This is a genomic window from Paraglaciecola mesophila (genome assembly GCF_009906955.1).
Taxonomy (GTDB): Bacteria; Pseudomonadota; Gammaproteobacteria; order Enterobacterales; family Alteromonadaceae; genus Paraglaciecola; species Paraglaciecola mesophila_A.
This window is the reverse complement of sequence record NZ_CP047656.1, coordinates 4350987-4370824: the sequence shown is the minus strand read 5'-3', so window position 1 is coordinate 4370824 and position 19838 is coordinate 4350987. Positions and strand designations below refer to the sequence as shown.

At 44.0% G+C, this 19838-nt stretch carries 20 protein-coding genes; 5 read left to right on the top strand and 15 right to left on the bottom strand.

Features of this window, described 5'->3' with window-relative positions; all coding sequences use genetic code 11:
• Positions 1 to 333: 333 nt before the first annotated feature.
• The 4 genes from FX988_RS18610 to rpoE form a co-directional block, all read right to left on the bottom strand.
• The gene (locus tag FX988_RS18610) at positions 334 to 837 is read right to left on the bottom strand and encodes a SoxR reducing system RseC family protein (RefSeq protein ID WP_160181578.1); all 504 of its coding nucleotides are present in this window, start codon (positions 835 to 837) and stop codon (positions 334 to 336) included.
• A gap of 1 nt (position 838) precedes the next feature.
• A complete protein-coding gene (locus FX988_RS18605; RefSeq protein ID WP_160181577.1) occupies positions 839 to 1837 on the bottom strand; it encodes a MucB/RseB C-terminal domain-containing protein in 999 nt (332 codons plus the stop codon).
• Positions 1838 to 1880: 43 nt separating this feature from the next.
• On the bottom strand, positions 1881 to 2480 hold the full coding sequence (locus FX988_RS18600; protein ID WP_160181576.1) for a sigma-E factor negative regulatory protein: 600 nt from the start codon (positions 2478 to 2480) through the stop codon (positions 1881 to 1883).
• A gap of 122 nt (positions 2481 to 2602) precedes the next feature.
• Positions 2603 to 3181 (bottom strand): RNA polymerase sigma factor RpoE, encoded by a 579-nt coding sequence (rpoE, locus tag FX988_RS18595; RefSeq protein WP_006993139.1) that lies wholly within the window; start codon positions 3179 to 3181, stop codon positions 2603 to 2605.
• A gap of 229 nt (positions 3182 to 3410) precedes the next feature.
• Between rpoE and nadB the strand changes: the two genes are divergently transcribed.
• A complete protein-coding gene (gene nadB, locus FX988_RS18590) occupies positions 3411 to 5015 on the top strand; it encodes an L-aspartate oxidase (protein WP_160181575.1) in 1605 nt (534 codons plus the stop codon).
• Between the two features lies 1 nt (position 5016).
• Here the strand turns inward: nadB and FX988_RS18585 are convergent, their stop codons facing one another.
• The 3 genes from FX988_RS18585 to FX988_RS18575 are packed head-to-tail and all read right to left on the bottom strand — an operon-like array spanning position 5017 to position 6683.
• Positions 5017 to 5973: a MaoC family dehydratase gene (locus FX988_RS18585; protein ID WP_160181574.1), complete on the bottom strand. Its 957-nt coding sequence runs from the start codon at positions 5971 to 5973 to the stop codon at positions 5017 to 5019.
• A gap of 10 nt (positions 5974 to 5983) precedes the next feature.
• Positions 5984 to 6424 (bottom strand): protein YgfX, encoded by a 441-nt coding sequence (locus FX988_RS21915; RefSeq protein WP_368361506.1) that lies wholly within the window; start codon positions 6422 to 6424, stop codon positions 5984 to 5986.
• A 7-nt stretch (positions 6425 to 6431) separates the two neighbouring features.
• Positions 6432 to 6683: a succinate dehydrogenase assembly factor 2 gene (locus FX988_RS18575; RefSeq protein WP_013753180.1), complete on the bottom strand. Its 252-nt coding sequence runs from the start codon at positions 6681 to 6683 to the stop codon at positions 6432 to 6434.
• A gap of 157 nt (positions 6684 to 6840) precedes the next feature.
• On the opposite strand from FX988_RS18575, the gene ygfZ reads away from it, so the two are divergent.
• Both ygfZ and FX988_RS18565 read left to right on the top strand, forming a co-directional pair.
• Positions 6841 to 7800: a tRNA-modifying protein YgfZ gene (ygfZ, locus tag FX988_RS18570; protein ID WP_160181572.1), complete on the top strand. Its 960-nt coding sequence runs from the start codon at positions 6841 to 6843 to the stop codon at positions 7798 to 7800.
• Positions 7801 to 7867: 67 nt separating this feature from the next.
• Positions 7868 to 8353 (top strand): FKBP-type peptidyl-prolyl cis-trans isomerase, encoded by a 486-nt coding sequence (locus tag FX988_RS18565; protein WP_160181571.1) that lies wholly within the window; start codon positions 7868 to 7870, stop codon positions 8351 to 8353.
• Between the two features lie 353 nt (positions 8354 to 8706).
• Here the strand turns inward: FX988_RS18565 and glnB are convergent, their stop codons facing one another.
• From glnB to FX988_RS18535, 6 genes are all read right to left on the bottom strand, one after another.
• On the bottom strand, positions 8707 to 9045 hold the full coding sequence (gene glnB, locus FX988_RS18560) for a nitrogen regulatory protein P-II (protein WP_160181570.1): 339 nt from the start codon (positions 9043 to 9045) through the stop codon (positions 8707 to 8709).
• A gap of 24 nt (positions 9046 to 9069) precedes the next feature.
• Positions 9070 to 9900, bottom strand: a complete 831-nt coding sequence (gene nadE / locus FX988_RS18555; protein ID WP_160181569.1) for an ammonia-dependent NAD(+) synthetase — start codon at positions 9898 to 9900, stop codon at positions 9070 to 9072.
• Positions 9901 to 9997: 97 nt separating this feature from the next.
• The gene (locus FX988_RS18550) at positions 9998 to 11662 is read right to left on the bottom strand and encodes a prepilin-type N-terminal cleavage/methylation domain-containing protein (RefSeq protein WP_160181568.1); all 1665 of its coding nucleotides are present in this window, start codon (positions 11660 to 11662) and stop codon (positions 9998 to 10000) included.
• The gene (locus FX988_RS18545; protein WP_160181567.1) at positions 11663 to 12742 is read right to left on the bottom strand and encodes a hypothetical protein; all 1080 of its coding nucleotides are present in this window, start codon (positions 12740 to 12742) and stop codon (positions 11663 to 11665) included.
• 34 nt (positions 12743 to 12776) lie between these two features.
• The gene (locus tag FX988_RS18540; RefSeq protein ID WP_160181566.1) at positions 12777 to 13409 is read right to left on the bottom strand and encodes a prepilin cleavage protein; all 633 of its coding nucleotides are present in this window, start codon (positions 13407 to 13409) and stop codon (positions 12777 to 12779) included.
• Positions 13403 to 13921: a GspH/FimT family pseudopilin gene (locus FX988_RS18535; RefSeq protein ID WP_160181565.1), complete on the bottom strand. Its 519-nt coding sequence runs from the start codon at positions 13919 to 13921 to the stop codon at positions 13403 to 13405. The genes FX988_RS18540 and FX988_RS18535 overlap by 7 nt, the downstream gene beginning before the upstream one ends.
• 219 nt (positions 13922 to 14140) lie before the next feature.
• On the opposite strand from FX988_RS18535, the gene FX988_RS18530 reads away from it, so the two are divergent.
• Both FX988_RS18530 and FX988_RS18525 read left to right on the top strand, forming a co-directional pair.
• Positions 14141 to 14533 (top strand): type IV pilin protein, encoded by a 393-nt coding sequence (locus FX988_RS18530; protein ID WP_160181564.1) that lies wholly within the window; start codon positions 14141 to 14143, stop codon positions 14531 to 14533.
• A 113-nt stretch (positions 14534 to 14646) separates the two neighbouring features.
• Positions 14647 to 15219, top strand: a complete 573-nt coding sequence (locus FX988_RS18525) for a GspH/FimT family pseudopilin (RefSeq protein ID WP_160181563.1) — start codon at positions 14647 to 14649, stop codon at positions 15217 to 15219.
• A gap of 64 nt (positions 15220 to 15283) precedes the next feature.
• On the opposite strand, the gene FX988_RS18520 is transcribed toward FX988_RS18525, so the two are convergent.
• On the bottom strand, positions 15284 to 15757 hold the full coding sequence (locus FX988_RS18520; RefSeq protein WP_160182235.1) for a type IV pilin protein: 474 nt from the start codon (positions 15755 to 15757) through the stop codon (positions 15284 to 15286).
• Position 15758: 1 nt separating this feature from the next.
• Complete coding sequence (locus tag FX988_RS18515; RefSeq protein WP_160181562.1) at positions 15759 to 19838, bottom strand: PilC/PilY family type IV pilus protein; 4080 nt, start codon at positions 19836 to 19838, stop codon at positions 15759 to 15761.

Sequence of the window (19838 nt, the reverse complement as noted above, 5' to 3'; positions counted from 1 at the left end):
CAATTTTATCAGCCAATTTGCGATAAAGAACTCACCAGTTATGCATAATTAATGCTCTAAAAAGAATTTATACCAATTCCATTAAATAATTAACCACTCAGCGAAAATTTAAAAGGACTTAATCAAGGCGCTTAAATGAAGTAATAGTGGTGCTCTTTCGAGTTTGAGCAACACAGAGTAAGTCCTTTTAAAGTTCGCCCGAAGGGAATTCCCCAGCGGGTTTTGCACTACGTTCTCGGTATTTGAAAGGGAACAACCATTACTACACACCGACGCCTTGTTCAAAACCCGCTGGATGAATTCTGAGAGGCCAATTATTTAATGGAATTGGTATTACGGCTGAATGATGTTTACATCAATGCAATCAACTTGGGTTTTCAAACTAGGTAATACCGCCAAAAGGTGAGGTTCGAACTGTTCACGACTGTGACCAGCGATATAGCGTTTCACGCCCAAAAAACTTAAAAAAGCAGCCAGAAGCGATGACAGGATTACCCACCCCTCCCCTTCAACTGCGTAATTTGACAGCAATAAAGTGGTTACCGTTGCGACAATCAACATAGTTATTAACGGTAGCATATAAACAAGCAGTGAAGCGCGAAGTAACATTGATTCAGCAATGCCCAGCTTTACATCTTGACCCACTTCAACGTTTTCTTCGCAGGGTAACCATAATGCATCACGTTTATTTGCCAACGCTCTGGCGATCACGCCGGTGCCACAATTGTCTTTTGCGTGGCAACTACCACACGTTGATTTAACCTCAGTAGCAATTCTAATAAATTGCCCATTTTGGCGTTTCTGCACTTCTATGACAGTGCCTATCTCTTCAATCATATTAATTGGCTAAATGTATCGAGCTAGCAATACGGTTCGCTGTTTCCGGTGGTAACTTACCGACCACAGTCACGTTGAGCGTTCCCTTATTTATGGTGAGTAATGTATCTGATTCATGACGCAGCAAAATATCTTGATTTATTCCATCATTTTGACTGTCGCGCATATATATGGATACGTCCACCAAACCGTCACTTAACATGACGTATTCAACGGATTGACCTGTAATTGGTAATCGATGAATATCTCGCTTCACTTCGACCATGCCAATAGGCATATAATCGATATCCCATATAGCTTTCGTATCCGATTGCGGTCTAAGTTTTAGTACTTCGGGCAGCATAGCAGGCTCAATTTTTTCAAAAAAGTCATCTGGCTGCTCTGTTACGTGACATGCTGTGACTTGGATTTGTTCAAGTAGCTGACCGCTCAAATCAACCAAATTCATTTTAAGCATCAAGCCTGTCTCTTGATCAAGCCACACATTCATACCAAATCTAGATTTGTCTTTACTGACGATACGGATTTGTTGCGCAGCTCGTCCAGATACACGGCTTCGACCGACCATCACAAAATCATAACTGTCTTTTATTTCGTCTGGTTGCTGAAAAAATTCACTGGGGAAAGGGCCATTAATAACGCTAGATTGCAAACTATAAGGGGGCACGTTAGGTTCGAAATAACTCACTTTATCATCAATTCGCACCACCTCTCTGCCAGGGCCATTGAGCAAATTAAGCTGTTCCATTTGCATCCCTTCACTGGACACACCGTGACGCCACAAGTATGGCTGGGAATCGACACCCGGCTTAAGCAGCACAAATGAGATACTGTAGTTTAAATGACTATGCGCGTAAGCCATTTTCTCGAGCCAGCCATGAGCGCTATCAGAGGGAAACGCTTTCACTGCCTGAGAGTGCGATGAAGACGGCTGGTCAAAAGTAACACTATCTTGGCTATCGCTAACTGATTGGCCTATGGTGGAAAAAGATAAAAGCATTAGACAAGCAAGCGTAACCTGTCCAATGCATTTAGAAGATTTATTATTGCGGGATGCGTTCAACGTTGTTTGACTGCTCAGTCTCATATAGCTCTACTTCAGATTTGTCATCGGCTGGTGCGGCTTTAAACCGTAATTGCTGTTTATGATCATTCAAGTAGGCGTTAATTACTCTGCGCTGTTCAGAAGCATCGGCTCTAGGTAACGTACGCGTCTGCTCTAAGCTGACGGGCGATAAGCCTCCTTGGATGCCCAACAACGCTGGAGCTGAATTAAATGGCTGCTCAACATCAGTCTGATTATATTGCTGTACACCGATAATCATAGCTACTGCCACTGAAGCCGCGATGGCCATTTGCCCACCTTGTTTAGCAAAGGGTACCACAGAACCAACCAAAGGGAGATCGCGCCACGTTTTCTTGGGTGCAAGAATAGCCGGTTCAGATGCTAATGCTGCAGCTACGTTAGCTGCAATGTCAACATTAATCTGTGATGCCATTTCTTTACGCAAACCATCACGGATTAAGTGATAGCTTTGCCATTTATCGGCAAGCTCTGCATCATTTTTTATTGCGTCTAGTAATTGCTCGTCGTGTAACTCACCATCAACTAGGGCAGATAAATTTTCAATCTTTTGCGTCATATAACAAGCTTCCTGAATATACGCTTAAATAAACTGTCACTTGAAATAAAAATCTATCTCAAATTAACTTGTAACTGCAACATATCAATATGACATGGGTATAACAGTTCCGTTCACCTTTGCTAGCGTTGCAGCAAAGGCTGAATAACCTTATCCAAGGCTTCACGAGCTCTGAATATCCGTGAACGAACCGTCCCTACAGGACAATCCATCACGTTGGCAATCTCTTCGTAACTCAACCCTTCTAACTCCCGCAGGCTTATTGCCATGCGTAAATCTTCGGGTAATTTATCCATCGTATCAAACAGCAATTTTTCCATCTGATCCGACATTAAACTTTTTTCTGGCGAATTATTTTCTTTTAAGGCATCGCTGCCGTCGTAAAAATCCGCGTCTTCTGCGTCTACATCACTCGCAGGGGGCTTTCTACCTTGCGACACTAAATAGTTTTTAGCACTGTTTACGGCTATGCGATATAACCAAGTGTAAAATGCGCTATCGCCCCTAAAATTAGGTAATGCACGGTAAGCTTTAATAAAGGCTTCTTGTGCTACGTCAGCAACGTCTCCGGAGTTTTTCACATATCGTGACACTAAATACGACACCTTGTGTTGGTACTTCACCACCAACAAACCGAATGCGTCTTTATCTCCTCGCTGCACTTTTTCAACTATCTGTTGATCTGTTAACTGCTCGCTCATTCGAGCCGATACTCCTGCTACAAATATTATTTTGGCTCATGCAAGCACTATAATTGACCATGCCATGTGCAATAAGTTCGTTTTGTAAGAATTTTTTTCGAAATAAATTCGAACTATCATTTTATTACTGTGGGTGAATAAGGACTATTCCAACTCAATACCATTGTATTTTTTACTACATTAATTAGTATTGCCACCCTCTATTGGCATTATTGGTGTAGTTTACCCTATGCACTCCACTGTTGAACATCGTTGTGACGTACTAATTATAGGCAGCGGCGCTGCCGGACTTAGCCTAGCATTGAAATTGGCTGAGCATTGCCAAATCATCGTTTTAAGTAAAAGCAGTTTAGCCGAAGGCTCTACGCGTTACGCTCAAGGTGGCATTGCAGCTGTATTTGATGAAGATGACTCTATCGAGTCCCACGTGAAAGATACATTAGATGCTGGAGCTGGGCTATGTGATGAGCAAGCAGTGCATTTTACTGCATCTCGCGCTAAATCATGCATGCAATGGTTAATTGACTTCGGAATGCCCTTCGACCAACTCTCAAGTGCGCATAATGGTGAGCAAAAATACCACTTAACGCGTGAAGGAGGTCACAGCCACCGACGAATTTTGCACGCCGCTGATGCAACGGGTGAAGCCGTTCAAGTCACTCTTATTGAAGCGGTTAAACAGCATCCTAATATTCATATATTTGAGCGCTACAATGCAGTTGATCTGATCAAGAGCAAAAATGAGCCTAATCAATTATTGGGTGCTTATGTATGGAACCGCAAACATGAGCATGTGGAAGTCATACGCAGTAAGTTCACTGCGTTAGCTACAGGCGGCGCCAGTAAGGTGTATCAATATACCTCAAACCCAGATGTTTCCAGCGGTGATGGTATTGCTATGGCTTGGCGTGCAGGTTGCAGCGTAGCCAATATGGAATTTAATCAGTTTCACCCCACATGTTTGTTCCACCCTGAAGCACGCAATTTTCTCATCAGTGAAGCATTGCGTGGTGAAGGCGCATTTTTATGTCACGCCGACGGCACACCTTTCATGCAAAAATTTGATGAACGCGGTGACTTAGCGCCAAGAGACATAGTCGCGCGCGCCATTGATTATGAGATGAAGCGACTTGGTGCCGATTGCATGTATTTAGATATCAGCCACAAGCCAGCTGACTTTATCAAAAAGCATTTCCCTAACATCTATCGTAAGTGCCGAGCGCTGGGCATCGACATCACTAGACAACCCATTCCTGTGGTGCCTGCTGCGCATTATAGTTGTGGTGGTGTGGTAACAGATTTCAATGCCAAAACAGACATAGATAACCTGTATGCCCTAGGTGAAGTCGCGTATACCGGCCTGCACGGGGCAAATCGTATGGCCAGTAACTCTTTGCTTGAGTGTATTGTATTTGCCCATTCAGCCGCAGATCACATCATTGAGCGCTTAACTGATGATAATTCCAATGAAGATATTCAACCTTGGGATGAATCTCAAGTTGGCGATTCAGACGAAGAGGTCATTATTCAACACAACTGGCATGAACTACGCTTGTTTATGTGGGATTACGTTGGCATCGTTCGTACCGACAAACGGTTAGCCCGCGCCCAACATCGAATTGAGTTATTGAAGCAAGAAGTAGAAGAATACTATTCCTACTTCAGAGTCAGTAATAACCTATTGGAGTTACGTAACTTGCTGACCGTAGCTGAACTCATCGTTAAATGTGCCCAGCAACGTAAAGAGAGTCGCGGATTACACTACAACTTAGACTACCCTGACTTACTCGAGAACCCTAGCCCATCCATTATCCCAGGGAAAGTCACCAAATAGTCTAAAACGCGATTAGCTCCCCACTGAGGTGGGGACTGCTATTAGCGCCATGTTTTGCCTTGCTGGTGAGGGAAAACGCTCTTCTTGTTGCTAAGTTTTGCTGGGTCGTTTCAGCGCTATTTTCACACATTGTAAACTGCACATTACTGGGCAGCATAGCAGGCTTAATAAACTGTACTTGGGTATTAAATGACTGCTCAAAAATCTCTGGTGCGGCCTGCTCAATGGCTGATAAACAGCGAGATTTTGACCACATTCCGTGGGCAATAGCCTGTTTAAAGCCAAACAACTTAGCAGTAACTCTCGTTAAATGAATTGGATTAAAATCACCGGATGCTTGAGCATATTTTCGCCCCACGTTTTCTCCTAAATACCAAGATTCTTGTTTCTGCCCTGTATAGTGACATTCATCTTGGGGACATTCATCTTGTGCGTTGGGTGAAGCGCCCTGCGCTTTCCCCTCAGGAGCACTTAAGGTTGCATCTCGATATAAATTCGTACTTACCGACGACCAGCACAACTCTTCATTAACTCTTACATCAGTCGCTATCGAAAAGACCACTCCCTTGGGGTGCGCCTTCATGTCTTTGAAATAACAATGAAAGACGCAGCCTTCATTAGCGCGTATCGGGCGATATTGAGTAATTTCATTATGAATATGCACTAAGCCTAACAATGAAAAAGGAAACTCTTTTTCTAGCATTAGCATCATATGTAATGGAAAACTAACCACATGCAAGTAACAAGGATGAAGAAACGTGCCTTGCCAGTGTGTAACACTGTGGAATCGCTCGATCTTTGCTTTCGAGAAATGGGCTAAATTTGCTGCTGTAAATAAAAATGACTTGTGAGGTAGGCGATCGAAAGTCGGCGGAAACTGAGCGTGATTATCTCGTTTGAGAGCTGCCCTAAACATAATAGAGGCAAAACTGGGCAATGCGTTAACTGAGTTTATCATAAGGCTGTCGCTAGGTTTGAGAGATACTTGAACGCTGTTGGCTCGCTAAAATACAACGACACAAACGACGATAATCCCTTTCACTTACACTGTCTTTAAATATCCAGCACCAACGCGTTGATGAAGCCTTAGGCTGTGTGCGCTGCAACAAAGGTATAAGTTGAACCCACAGCAAACCATCGAGCATTTTCGAATCCTTTCCCATCCACCAATTTGCGTCTTGCCGTGCATCGAGAAAACTCCATTCTCCTTCATAGCTGATTTGCATAACCCACCCAGAGCGATCAAATTTTTGCCATCTTTTCACACAGTAAAAACTGATTGCTAACCAAAGGATTAGTTGTAGTAACAATTGATAACGCACCACATTCGGCTGCCAAGCAAATATACTGGCGCTCAAAACCAGATAAGCGATACAGCAAATATATATCTGCCATCGCGATGGTTTCACTTCAATTCTATACTTTGACACGGCTTAAAATGTGGTCAATGATGCGTTTGTACTGCGCATTGTGACACGGTTGATGGCCCATAAACCACGCATATAGATCAGGATCATCGCATGTGAGTAGGCTTTCAAAAGTCAATTTATCTGCTTCAGATAAATCATTGAACCCTTCTTCTACAAACGGCATAAAGATAACATCTAATTCTAACATTCCGCGTCGACAAGCCCATTTCAAACGCGCATATCTTTGTTTAGTAAACATGGATCACCCTATCGTAATTAATCCCGTGCAGCTTAACACAATTTTCATTGCATAATCCTTATCAGAAGTGCGATTGGTTTCACAATATTTACCCTTGGTAATTAACATTTTAGCCTCATATTAATTAGCAATTAGCTAAACGAACAGAGAAAAACTTGTGATTAACAATATCGATACCGCGAGCACGCTTCCCGCTGATTTCATTTGTCGATTAGACGACTTGCAAATACTGAAGGTAACTGGCGAAGAGCGCATTAAGTACTTGCAGGGCCAAGTAACTGCCGATATGACGACACTAAGCCCAAATGAAGCTTTATTAGGTTGTCACTGCGACTTCAAAGGTAAAGCATGGAATATTTTTTATGCATTGGAGCATGACGAGTCAGTTCTTTTCGTTAGCCATAAAGAAGGGGCTGCGAAATCAACACCAGAACTTAAAAAGTACGGCGTGTTTGCAAAAGTTGAATTCAGTGATGACACAGCAGCATGGGCATGCTTTGGCGGACAAGGCGCAACACTAGAGTCAGTTATCAGTCAATTGTTTACTGACGTGCCGAGCAAAGACAGGCAAACCGTTAGCAACGACAACGGTGTGGTGATGGCACTAGGTTCGCAGAAAACGCGATTTATGCTGGTTTTAACAGCACAAGGCCAAGCTGCACTGGCCTCACATAATGAATTGCCGTATGCACCGAGTACGCTATGGGAAGTGCAAGATATCAAAGCCGGTATCGCCCAGATACGTACAGCCACCAGCAACGAATTTGTTCCTCAAATGATGAATTTGCAAGCAGTCAATGCCATTAGTTTTAGCAAAGGCTGCTATATGGGCCAAGAAGTCGTTGCGCGCACAAAGTTTTTAGGTAAGAACAAACGCGCCGCGTTTGTTCTTAAAGCGGAAGACGCTATAGACCTACAACCTGGCGACACCCTTGAAATACCGGTCGGTGAGAATTGGCGAAGAGGCGGTACAGTGCTTCGCTGTGCAACACTTGGTCGTGAAACATGGTTGCTCGCTGTCGTCGCGAACGATACCGAGGTAAATACCAACATGCGCCTGAAAGACCAACCGAATACGGTATTTACCGTGCAATCTTTGCCATATTCATTAGAATAATAGGCGAATACTTAATTTTCAATCGGTGAATATTTCATGTATTCACCACCAATTTTATGGGTACCCAATGAATATAACCACCAACACAGTCGTTACCATGCATTTCACCGTAAGTGCACCTGATGGCACACAAATCGACTCATCAAGAGAAGCAGAGCCTATGGTGTTTTTGCAAGGCAGCCACTACCTGATCCAAGGATTAGAAGATCACTTGGAAGGCAAAGCTGTTGGTGAGAAATTCGTGATCGATATCGAGCCTGAGCAAGCCTATGGTGAGCGTCACGATACCTTGGTGCAAGAAGTGCCTCGCTCGATGTTTGAAGGTATGGAAATTGAACCTGGCATGACGTTTAGAGCCACCACGGATGAAGGTGAACAGTCAGTGATGATATTAGACGTTGACGATGAAACCGTTGTCGTCGATGGCAATCACCCTCTGTCAGGCTTAACACTGACTTTTGATGTGGAAGTATTAGACGTGCGTGCTGCGACCGAAGAAGAAATCGCTCATGGCCATCCACACACTGGTGAAGGATGTGGGCACACTCATTAATGGGTCGCTGTACAATGTAACCAGAAAACAAAAACGAGGCCTTTTTGCCTCGTTTTTTTGTTTAGATGAGAAGTAATACCAATTCCATTAAATAATTGGCCTCTCAGAATTCATCCAGCGGGTTTTGAACAAGGCGTCGGTGTGTAGTAATGGTTGTTCCCTTTCAAATACCGAGAACGTAGTGCAAAACCCGCTGGGGAATTCCCTTCGGGCGAATTTTAAAAGGACTTACTCTGTGTTGCTCAAACTCGAAAGAGCACCACTATTACTTCATTTAAGCGCCTTGATTAAGTCCTTTTAAATTTTCGCTGAGTGGTTAATTATTTAATGGAGTTGGTATAATTTATTTTCTATCAAACCGCGTCTTCGTTTTCTTCCCCCGTACGAATACGGATCACACGTTCAACCTCATAAACGAAAATTTTGCCGTCACCGATTTTACCGGTTTGTGCTGTTTTCATAATCGCTTCTATTGCTAGCTCTACTTGAGCATCAGGGATCACGACCTCTAATTTCATCTTGGGTAAGAAGTCTACGTTGTACTCTGCACCGCGATACAATTCGGTGTGACCTTTTTGACGACCAAAACCTTTCACTTCAGTTACTGTCATGCCACTTACACCGACTTCGGCAAGTGCTTCTCGCACATCATCCATTTTAAACGGCTTAATAATCGCTTCGATTTTCTTCACTTTTCTTATCTCCAGATGGTGTGCTTAATCATAAATGGTTGGAATGGGTACACGCTTATGTTGCGTCTTTTTATAAATTTCCAATAGGCGCTCCGTCACTTGTTGCGACACAGGCTTCCCTTCGAGAAAATCGTCAATGTCATCATAACTCATTCCTAGCGCTTGCTCGTCAGCTTTTTGTGGACTAAGGCTTTCAAGATCAGCTGTGGGGGGTTTATTCACCACATTTTCAGGTGCTCCAAGATAACTAGCTACCTGTCTAACTTGACGTTTATTCAAACCAAACAGTGGTGCTAAATCACAGGCACCGTCACCATATTTAGTATAAAAGCCAGTAATGTTTTCTGCTGAATGGTCTGTACCTAGAACTAATCCGTCAAGCATGCCGGCAATCTCGTATTGCACAATCATGCGTGTTCTGGCTTTCACATTACCTTTGACAAAGTCCCGTTTATTATCACTATTCGGTAAAAGCCCCGCTGCACTTAACGCAGACGTTGTTTGTTCATCAATTGCGTCCACCCCTGGTTGTACATTGACAGAAATAGACTGACTAGGCTGAATAAAGTTAATTGATAATTGCGCATCGTCTTCATCAGCTTGCACTTTATACGGTAAACGTACCGCCACAAACTGATAGTCAGAGGTAGATTGTGAATTCAATTGATTCACGGCTATTTGTGCCATTCGGCCTAGCGTGCAGGAGTCTATCCCACCACTTATTCCTAAAACTAGGGTCTTTAAACCAGACGCGAGCAACTGAGACTTAATAAAATTAATTCGAGTCTCTACCTCGCTTTCTACATCAATTTGCGGTTTCACTCGCATTTCGTCAATCACCGCTTGCTTGTGCATTTCTCTCTCACTCTACTAGTAAAACCGGTTATTACGCAGGCTCATTGTTAACGATAATCTGCCATAAAAATACAATTAGTCGCAAACTCACAAATATTTATGGTTGAACGTCCACCTCGATACCACTGCCTTCAGATACATTGAGCACTTCGAAGGGTGATAAGGGGGCATGCCCCACTAGGCCACTGTTTGAGCCACTCATTTGTGCTTTAACGCTACTTTGGCCTTGCATCAAGGTTTCAATAAGACCTCTTTGATAACTAGCATAATAATCTTGACCAACATTCTCAACCGTTTGTATCGCTTGTTGCAGTATATTTACGCTCTGGTTATCAGATGAGTGCCAATCCGCGAGCAAGGTCACGTTCACATCATAGAAGGGTACCAAAGAAAACCAATCCTCATTTCCGTCTTCGATAAGCGTGTCTAAGTAAGCAATGTCGTTGCTATACAGTCGCTCCATGTAAACGCCGTACGCCGCCAGCTGAAACTGACCTAACGGCAATTGGATACCCCGCCCCGAAAGTGGCGCAGGCGAAGTTCTGCTTTGAATATGCGCAGCTAAAAGTTGCTTGATATAATCAGTATAAGCGTCTCGGTTAGAGGGCAACTCGAAATGATGAACGTCAAATTCTGTAATAGATAACGACACCAGGTCCGATGCCATATGATAAAAGCCGTCTACCTGTTTAAATCGGCAAACCTCTTGGTATTCATCTCCCTCATTTATTGCCTTAATAAATAGGTTAGCGCTTATGCGGTTGTAATGTTCGTGCGCGCGCCCTGATTCAAGTCGATAGTAATTTTCTGTGTTGACGGTTTCACTAGTATCGTGGTGATCATTACAGCATTGCTCACACCGGGTATGTTGCTCAGGTTGAGCCACGCCTTTACCTTTTATTACTTCCCTGCCCTGCTGAGTGACGAATCTTCCTCCTTGAAGCACAGGCATCGCCGGTGTTTTACCTAAGCCGCTGGGAGACAACCGACATTCGCACCCAACCACAAGCTGGTTATCAACCTGAACCTTTTCATACTCTGGGAGTATTAACTCAACACGATTTTGCTCAATTTCTATTGCGACCTTGCTATTTACAACATCAATGGTTGGCGTTGTACTCTGTACTGCTTGCTCAGAGGTTAAGCGATGCAAAAAATCAATATCGTTATTCGTAGGCTCGAATAAGACTTGTAACCTTCGAGCAATTCCCATATTTGAATTGATCACGTGTTGGCTTCGCGCAAAGGGAATGGGCGTAATTTGACTGTTGATAGCAACACTTAACGTATCACCGGATTGGTCTTGCCATGCAACGCTTATCCTCAGTGATTTTTTCGGTGCGATAACTGGCAAGGTTTGCGGCAAATTCTCGTCACCTTCGGGTAGCCAAGTATCAGGTAGATCGTCGTTATTGGTATCGACAAAATACATATTTTTTACCTGCCAGTGCAACTCAAAGGGGATCGTCTGCGCTTGCGATTGCCACAAATTTAAATCAATTGCCCCAGCCGCTATTTCTCCACCTGTGTCGGTATGAATATCTTGATAACTTGTTTGCCCAGCACTAGCGTGCAGCACACTAAAACGCCTTAAGTCATGTAACTTTTTATTGGCAAGGGTCAGTGCTTGCTGGCGTAAATTTAACGTGTGATCAAGCTTAATGTAATGCGCCTGCAATTGTACGTAGCCCGCTACCCCAAACAGCATAATGGCTGTGGCGATCAATACTTCTAACAAGCTAAAGCCAGAGTGAATCTTCATTTAAAAATCACGCCAACTTCCACTAACCTTGCCCAAGCGCTGCATACCATCATCTAAATGCAGTTGTGTTAAAACACTCGCGTGGTATCGGACAGACAACTGACTCATGGCAATATCAATTGGAGAGAGCAGAACTAAGGCCCCGCTAAGCTGCGCGCTAGTTGCCATCGCAATGGGTTTTTCCACTGGCGGATGAAGCGTACTTAAAAACACAACCAACCCGAAAACACGGCTATTTGCAGGCATCAACAATGCTGAGTCCTCTAGCATTAAGATAACGGGCGCACTATTAGAACCCAAATGCTGTCCCACGTTTAATGCACATTCACCTTGTATCCAAATGACGCGTTGTCTTGCCACCGTTGCTTCGTCGCAGTCTGATGCGATAAGTGACACTTCGCTCTTTAAGATATGCCAGTCGTTTATAGGAACGTTGAACAAGTAAGACAGCACATCATTGGGGAATGCCGAATGCTCCTTAAGCAGGTCACTGCCCAGTTGAGAATGAGTAGAATACATATCAAAAGCACAGCGGCTTTCATCAAATAATTGCAGTGAGCAGGTCCGGCTGTCGACATCAATATTCGCAATGGTTTTATCTGTCCACACTGAAACCGGAACGCCTTGTCCACCGCCATTCGGATTTGCTCCCAAGGTAAATGACAAGTTCGAAGACAGTGCAGTGGCACTGATTAAAGGGGCAGGAGGAATAGTATTTAAAAAAGGATAGCGTAGGACTTGTTCACTGACGTGGTGATGACTTTGCCCATCGGCCGATTCTCCACTGGCGTAAACCGTTGCCCAACGTAAATTCATGTTATTACGAGACACTTGATGAAAGTCGGCCCATACCTTAGCGCGTAGGTGATTACCTAGCATGATAGTGTGCTCTTGCCCAAGCCACTCACTATCTACCTGAACACGGCTCATTCCATGTGCCAGACCACCTAAAGCGGTGGCAGCCGACTGTGCTTGGTTTTGTGTGTTAAGCAAGATTTTATGTTCAAGAGATTTAACCCGACCTGTGTGCAAAGTGACTAAGCTGGCAATCATCAATAACAGGGAAACGCTGACCAACATAATTGCTCCTCGCTGCACGAATAAACTAGAAAATTTATTGAGCATGGTTACGTACGGTAAAGCGTATTGTATGCTGCCGAGACACGTCAGGCTGAACCCTTAGGTTCGCCACCAAGTTCATCTCTACCTGAGTTAAGACTCGCCCACTTACAATCAACTCATGAAGTGCGAACTGCAAACGCGTGATTTGTACCACACGAGAGTCCGTTAAATCATGCCAGCCACCTCCGTCGCATGGCGCCCCTGCTGTGCGTGTTTCGATCGCTTTGTTCCTCAGCCGATATCCGTAGTTTTCGTTTCCATTTTGATTATCTAGCATCCCATTTGCATTACGATCGTAAGCAAATAGGATACAGCTATTTAACGTTTCATTAGGAAATTGACCTAGTTGCAAAGAACGTTCAAAAGGGCTTATTACATTTTGTGAGTCAGTGACTTGAAGTGAGGCGTTACCATCAAAACCTGCTCTGGCAATGTCGCGGGCTAATAACTGGGAAACTAAAGTAAATTCCTCATTCAAACGAGATGACGTCAATAAACTGGCATTCACGCCCACACCAAAACCAATGAAAGCGGTAAATGCGGTCAAGGCTGATACCCCCAAAGACATAGCAATCATTAACTCAATGAGAGAGCTACCTTTGGCGTTTTTCATCGTTATCAACATGCTGGATGTGCCAATATACTTCCCTCGAGAACACACATACGCACCCGACCCATATTACTCAGAATTAGCTTTAGCTGATCATTTTCGTCACCAAAGGTGACCGAGCCAGCGTTCCCCATCGCCATGCCCCGCTCCCCATCGAAAACGGCACTGTTATTTTGACCAAAACGTACCTGCAAGAGCGATACAGATGCGTAATCACTGTGCCCAATACGCGTTTGAACACCATGAACAGAGCAATCATCATCGATTTGACAATCACACAGTTGGGAAACATTCATGCCTAAACACCATGTTTGACCTGGTTGGATGCTCACATACACATCCTTTGATGAAGCAATCGCGCTGGCTCTTGCGTGTTGCATAAAAAAATAGCTCGCTTGAGCAGCTTGTTTAATATGCAACTGTTGTTTGGAGTCTAACAGTGAGGGCACGCCTAAGGTCATAAGAATCATAGTGATAGAGATCACAAGCATTAATTCCAATAAAGACATTCCTCGGCAGGTATTCATGACTATCCATGTATTGAATCAGTAGTGGCGTAAAATACGCGCAAACTAAAGCGAGAAACGACGTATCAATCTAACGTTCAATCATCAATACATTAAAGCTTTGACAGCATTTTGCGTGGCGAAAATCAAAATATAGACCTATAAAGATAGACCAAATAGAGAAATATTTTAGCCGAAAATAAAAAATATTTACGCAACAAAAAATAGCAAGGACCGACAGTGAAACAGCTGCTTTATTTCAACACCCGTACTGGCTTTAGTCTGCTTGAACTCATGATCGTATTGGCCATCGTTGGCATTCTCGCCATGATTGCCTTACCGTCTTATCAAAGTCATATCGTTCACGGTCGCCGAATCGATGCACAAAACACATTATTAAAGTGGCACTTACAACAAGAGCGCTACCGTATCTCACATACTCAATATGCAGATGAAACAGCACTTCCTCCGCCCACTGGCACAGCGTACCAATATAGTGCCACAGACATTTCAGCAACACACTTCACTCTGACAGCAGAAGCAACATCTGTTCAACAAACAGATACAGGCTGCACCACCCTAACCATTGACCAGTCAATGCATAAATCCCCACAAGCGTGTTGGACTCGCTAGCCGAATTCACGCCTTTATATACAAGAGTACAATCCGTTAGCGATAAACCAAATTAATACCATAGCGGGTGTGTTCATACGTTACCCTGTCGATATTCGCGATAAACTTACACCATGAAAAAAGTATATTCGCATTCCGCCAACAGCGTTTTTAAGCAACAAGGGGTGACACTCATCGAGTTGATGGTCAGTGTCAGTATTACTATTGTGCTTGCGGCCAGCGTTGCCCCTAGTCTGCAAGCTACGATCACACAGAACACAATTGCAGCGCAGATGAACCAAATCAGCGCACTGGCACAATTTGCTCGAGGACACGCCATTGACAATCAAATCGAAACAACGCTTTGTGCCACTTCTGATTATTCAACTTGCTCCCATAATTGGTCTCAAGCCAAAATGGTTTTTGTCGATTCAAACAATGATGGCGAGCGCAATGCAACTGAGACATTGCTCACCTCATTAAGTAAAGAGGAAAGCAACATCGAAATAAAGGGCCCTCAAAACGCGATTTCGTTTACTCAAAATGGAGGGGCAAATAGCAATGCAGATATTCTGTTTTGCGGTTCTCAAGCCTCATCTCACCGTGCATTGCTCATAAGTATGCAAGGTAGGGTAAAAACCAGCCAAGACAGCAATAACAATAACATTCATGAGGACAGAGACGGCAACGCCTTAAACTGTTCGTAATTGTGCTAAGCATAATCAGCTTGCTGCGGTTTATTGCATTGATTTATTGCGTTGACTTATCGCCTTAGCAACGCCAGCAGAACTCAGCAGCTGAGAGTGCTCCGTCAGCATTTTGATCCCACGCTTTACGTCCATCACTGTAATAAAACAGCGCGCCTTGACTTGTCACCAGTGGTTGCGCTTTGATCCGGTAAGCTGTGCCACCACCTGTCAAAGCATCAATCGTCAAGTTGTAAGCTTTATTGCTCGCCACCTCACTCGCCGGTGAGTGACTCAAAAAAATGGCGGGAGTACCGGTATCACCGCCTTCTTGCGCGGCACCAGCATAGCTAAAGTTAGCTAATTTATGGCGCTCTAACTGGGCGGCAAATGCCAATAAGTCTGACTGCGCAACACTGCGTTTACTGTCTGCTATGTAACTTTGATAGCTAGGGTAAGCAAGGGTGCTGACAATCCCTACGATCGCAACTGCAATCATTAATTCCATCAAAGAGAAGCCACGGCTGTTGGTTATCTTACTTGATTTGCGAATGGGCATACTATTCATCTTCTTGTCGTTCTATTTCTGTCTTCCAACTACTTTTTTGGATCCGTTCAAAACGGCCATAAATATTTTGCGCTAAACAACCAAATGCTGAAGTACAGGCTACTTCATTGCCCTGCTCGTCTACCTCAATGACAGCCGAAGCGCATTCTGTACCTAAGCACACAACGGGTTGTAGAATATCTTCAATTAGAATCTTAGTATCAGGGGCGATACCGGTTTGCTTTAAATTGGTAAATCTATCTTGATGGGTTGTTTGATTGTCATTATTCAAATCAACCACAGCGTTACCATTAATCAATTCAACTAAATACGCACGACTGTTACCACTAGGCGGAGCACATAAGCTGTCATTTGCCGATGCAGGTAAATAGGTAGTGAAGAATACTTGATAATTTAGTATGAGTGGTGAAGCCAGTACCTTTTCACCGCCGCTACCAAGATCTACGAGCCAGCCAGCCCGATTTGCATATATCGCTCCTTGCTCTTCAGCTACCGTTTGATCAGACGATGTCAGCAAATGAGCCGTTGCATCGTACAGATCATCACGGGTAAACGGACTTTCTGGTAACCCATAATTCCCTTGCTCGTCTTTAGTAAAAATACCAAAATCTTTTAACACATAAAAACTGTCTTGGATCTCAGAATTCAAGGGGTGTGCTCGATAACCTGAGCCAATTGCGACCGCATAAAAGTTTTCATCTATCGTGCTTATTTGAGCCACGTCTGGTGCATAGTAGAAGCGTCGATTATCTTCAGCTAAGTCACCACCGAGATCCGCAAGCAAACCGCCGCTAACCAACTCACTGCGTCCTAAACCATTGTGTATGTCCAAGCGAAATAATTGGCCACCTAAATCCGCGACATACATATGATCGGCCAGTCCGTCGTTATCTCTATCGATAACAGAAATCCGGGCAGGAATACTGTATTGCATATCGCTTAACAATAAATCTGCGCTGCTGTTACTGGCTGACCAAATTAACGCGCCAGTATCTGCATCAACAATAAACACTGCATTACCCACAGTATCTGCGCTACGTGCCATCTTATTGTCTTGCTCAACATCGTAACCTCCACCAAAAATAAGCACGTTACGTATCGTTTCACCGACTTTAATCTTAGTGACGGTTGGCCGTGACCATGTTTGGCCCAGCTTTTCGAAACCGGTGCTGCCGCCGACGATTTGATGTACCAAAATCGGATTCGTTTTACTCGAGATATCAAATGTATAGTAATTTCTTCCCCCCCTGCGCATACCTACATACAGATAAACTTTATCGTCGAAATGACGTAAAACTAAGTCGCCATCCAAGCCATAAATATGATTCGACGTAGTATTCTCTCGATAAAACTCATATAAGTTCCCAAGTAGCTCTTGCGGAATAACCGCAAAATTTTCGCTGCCCGTTTGCGCATCAAATGAATGTAAAAAGCCCTGATTGGTAGCGACAAAAATAGCGCTGTCGGTCGCAGAATAGTTAACAATAACCGGCTGGGAATGAATCGGATCCCCCATTTGCAAACGTACATCGGAGGTATCGCCATCTCCATCATCGTCTTTTAGATCAACCCCCCTTACCCACTTTAATAGATTACTGCGTACAGTAATTAAATCGCTTAGCATATCGATGTTTAATAGCGCCCCTGTCAAACTGATGTTGTTTTCATGCAATCGATTATCGCTATTCGCCAAAGGCCCTGGTGCCGAGAAAGTGAATAAATTGCGCGCAAGACTCAATTTGCTTGCCGCACCGCCTTGACGAACGTCGTTACCATCAGTGAGCACTGACCAATAACTGTGCGCTTGCTCAGAGAAAAAACCATTGCCATCATCTACCGCTGGCAAGCCGTTTTTATCCAATATGGTATCGCCATCAATTTTATATTTCTTTAAATTGCCGGGCCAATTACTGCCCTCTGAAGGTTTAAACAATGCAAAGTACAATTCGTCTTTGTGGGTTAAACGATTAAGTTGATTAACTGCCACACCGGGGGAAACAAATGTAGCGTTAACATCTTTCACGGTTTTTAAAATAGATTGAAACGCGCCAAGTAACTCTTGGCTGTTATCTGCTTGGTAGAATCCGCCGCCGCCTTGTAAGGCGATCTGATTTAAAAAACTGTTGGCCTGAGTATTCGCAGCAAAACCAATAGTATGGGTAATAATACGACTATCTATTGCTGATTCTTCGGTATCAGCGATATTACGCACCAAACTCAAGCCGCATTTTTCGCCCCCACTGCCTGTACAAGATGCATTTAATAACGCTTCTATTTCGTCTACACTATGGTTGTTGTTAGCCTCACCATCAGAAAGCAAGACGATGTGATTGTTGACCTGACATTGTCGATCAGTAATGGGCGATAAATAACGCGCTCCTTGAGGGATTTGCTGAGTAATACAATTTGACGAACTTAGATTATCTTCCTCGCACCCTGATGGCAACGTGGCATCTTGCCCGGTATACGACAGCCGGTGGCTGACGCGTGTATTGCGCCTCACAGTACTCGACACCGAATTGTTACCTCGGGTTAAGCCGTAGTCCACGTCTAACCCGCCATAATAAAGCACCCCTTCATATAATGTATCAACTATTGGGGTATACCCGCTGGCGCTAAGTTCATCAACTTTACTGACTAAATGTTCCCGCACCGTTGAGGTTTGCCCAGGCGTTGCCTGTCCTTGAAATTCAATGACTAATTTAGCAGCCCCTGAGGGGCGTTCAGAGTAAGTGTACGCCCCGCGCGTATTATTGAAATCAGACAATATGAACATCATATCATTCCCCGATTGCCAATCGCTTCGGTTGACTAATTGGTTGACGATACTGGCCACTGACGGACTCTGATACTCTCGATTGCGATACCAGCGTTCGATACCGCTCCAGGTGACAGCCGAGGTTTTAGCTTTATTTCTCAACAAATACCGAGAGTAATTATTAAAACTTCTTGGATCGGCTTCATTGGCAGCTTCAATCGTCATCGATGCGCTATTATTGTAACTATTTTGATAAGCTGTAAATTCGAGATAGGCATGACTGACAACCGCTCCTTGGGGTAACGCAATGTTGCGAAAACGCAATCCAATGTAGTCATTGCTATTAGCGTTAAATGTCAGCTCACTGCCGGTAGATTGATAACCGTTATAACGCTCTTCAGCATTGTTAGATTGGCTATCAATTTGATAGGTTAAATCGCCAGTAATACATCCTGTTGCCGTCGTTTCGTCGTACACCACTACGAGCTGCGGCGATAATCCTCCGCCTTGCTCGAAACTATCCGCGAGACGGTTGCTAGACGCACTCACCCCTTGAGCCGTTAAAATAATATTGAGATTATTGCCACCGCACCAATCAGCTAAATCCACTACTTCTTGGATCACTGAGCTAAAATCGATCGAAGCTACCGTATCTCCCACAGAAGGCCAGTCATTCTCTTGATCCCAAATCACTTGATTAGAGGTTTGTGTTCGATTACTGATATTTTGTTGGCTACTGGTAAATGTAGTCGCGTTCGCAGCTAACTCTGCTGCGATATTTATTGTTGTGGCAGATGCATCATACCCTCGGGAATTAAAGCGCAAGTAGGCGCTAGTTATCGTTGCGCCTTGAGGAATGTTCAGGGCTTGGTAACGTAAACCGGTGACAACCTGCTCCGTTCCGGAGGATAACGTCAAACTACTGCTATTTAAATTGACACTGCCCGAACGCTCAGTTGCATCATCTGAACTTTGTACAATTGGTATAATTAGCTCTGGGGAAACCGTGTCATCAATAGGGCGAACCGGATACAGGATCGGTCCTCCATAGTCAGAGAAACGCATTAGGCCGGCATTCACATTGGTCACCGAACGCAGGGTTTCTTTTAATGCATTTTGTACCCTAAGCATACGAGATTCATTGGTATTATCATAGGCGCCCATGCTGCCTGACGTATCCATAATGAACAGCACATTTGGGTCGTACTTCACCTGTTCGTTGCTCGTTCCAAAATAAATCTCTAGATCATCTGCCCACGTCTGCATCGTTGCCCCTAAACCAAACAGCAAGAATAATATTCTGCAATACAACAT

What these genes read in the sequence shown, in the direction of transcription:
- FX988_RS18535 (WP_160181565.1), bottom strand. Translation starts at nt 13,921, where the DNA reads ATGAATACCTGCCGAGGAATGTCTTTATTGGAATTAATGCTTGTGATC.
- FX988_RS18600 (WP_160181576.1), bottom strand. Translation starts at nt 2,480, where the DNA reads ATGACGCAAAAGATTGAAAATTTATCTGCCCTAGTTGATGGTGAGTTA.
- FX988_RS18515 (WP_160181562.1), bottom strand. Translation starts at nt 19,838, where the DNA reads ATGTTGTATTGCAGAATATTATTCTTGCTGTTTGGTTTAGGGGCAACG.
- nadB (WP_160181575.1), top strand. Translation starts at nt 3,411, where the DNA reads ATGCACTCCACTGTTGAACATCGTTGTGACGTACTAATTATAGGCAGC.
- FX988_RS18540 (WP_160181566.1), bottom strand. Translation starts at nt 13,409, where the DNA reads ATGTTGATAACGATGAAAAACGCCAAAGGTAGCTCTCTCATTGAGTTA.
- rpoE (WP_006993139.1), bottom strand. Translation starts at nt 3,181, where the DNA reads ATGAGCGAGCAGTTAACAGATCAACAGATAGTTGAAAAAGTGCAGCGA.
- FX988_RS18605 (WP_160181577.1), bottom strand. Translation starts at nt 1,837, where the DNA reads ATGCTTTTATCTTTTTCCACCATAGGCCAATCAGTTAGCGATAGCCAA.
- FX988_RS18610 (WP_160181578.1), bottom strand. Translation starts at nt 837, where the DNA reads ATGATTGAAGAGATAGGCACTGTCATAGAAGTGCAGAAACGCCAAAAT.
- FX988_RS18520 (WP_160182235.1), bottom strand. Translation starts at nt 15,757, where the DNA reads ATGCCCATTCGCAAATCAAGTAAGATAACCAACAGCCGTGGCTTCTCT.
- FX988_RS18550 (WP_160181568.1), bottom strand. Translation starts at nt 11,662, where the DNA reads ATGAAGATTCACTCTGGCTTTAGCTTGTTAGAAGTATTGATCGCCACA.
- FX988_RS18545 (WP_160181567.1), bottom strand. Translation starts at nt 12,742, where the DNA reads ATGTTGGTCAGCGTTTCCCTGTTATTGATGATTGCCAGCTTAGTCACT.
- FX988_RS18575 (WP_013753180.1), bottom strand. Translation starts at nt 6,683, where the DNA reads ATGTTTACTAAACAAAGATATGCGCGTTTGAAATGGGCTTGTCGACGC.
- FX988_RS18565 (WP_160181571.1), top strand. Translation starts at nt 7,868, where the DNA reads ATGAATATAACCACCAACACAGTCGTTACCATGCATTTCACCGTAAGT.
- FX988_RS18585 (WP_160181574.1), bottom strand. Translation starts at nt 5,973, where the DNA reads ATGATAAACTCAGTTAACGCATTGCCCAGTTTTGCCTCTATTATGTTT.
- nadE (WP_160181569.1), bottom strand. Translation starts at nt 9,900, where the DNA reads ATGCACAAGCAAGCGGTGATTGACGAAATGCGAGTGAAACCGCAAATT.
- FX988_RS18525 (WP_160181563.1), top strand. Translation starts at nt 14,647, where the DNA reads ATGAAAAAAGTATATTCGCATTCCGCCAACAGCGTTTTTAAGCAACAA.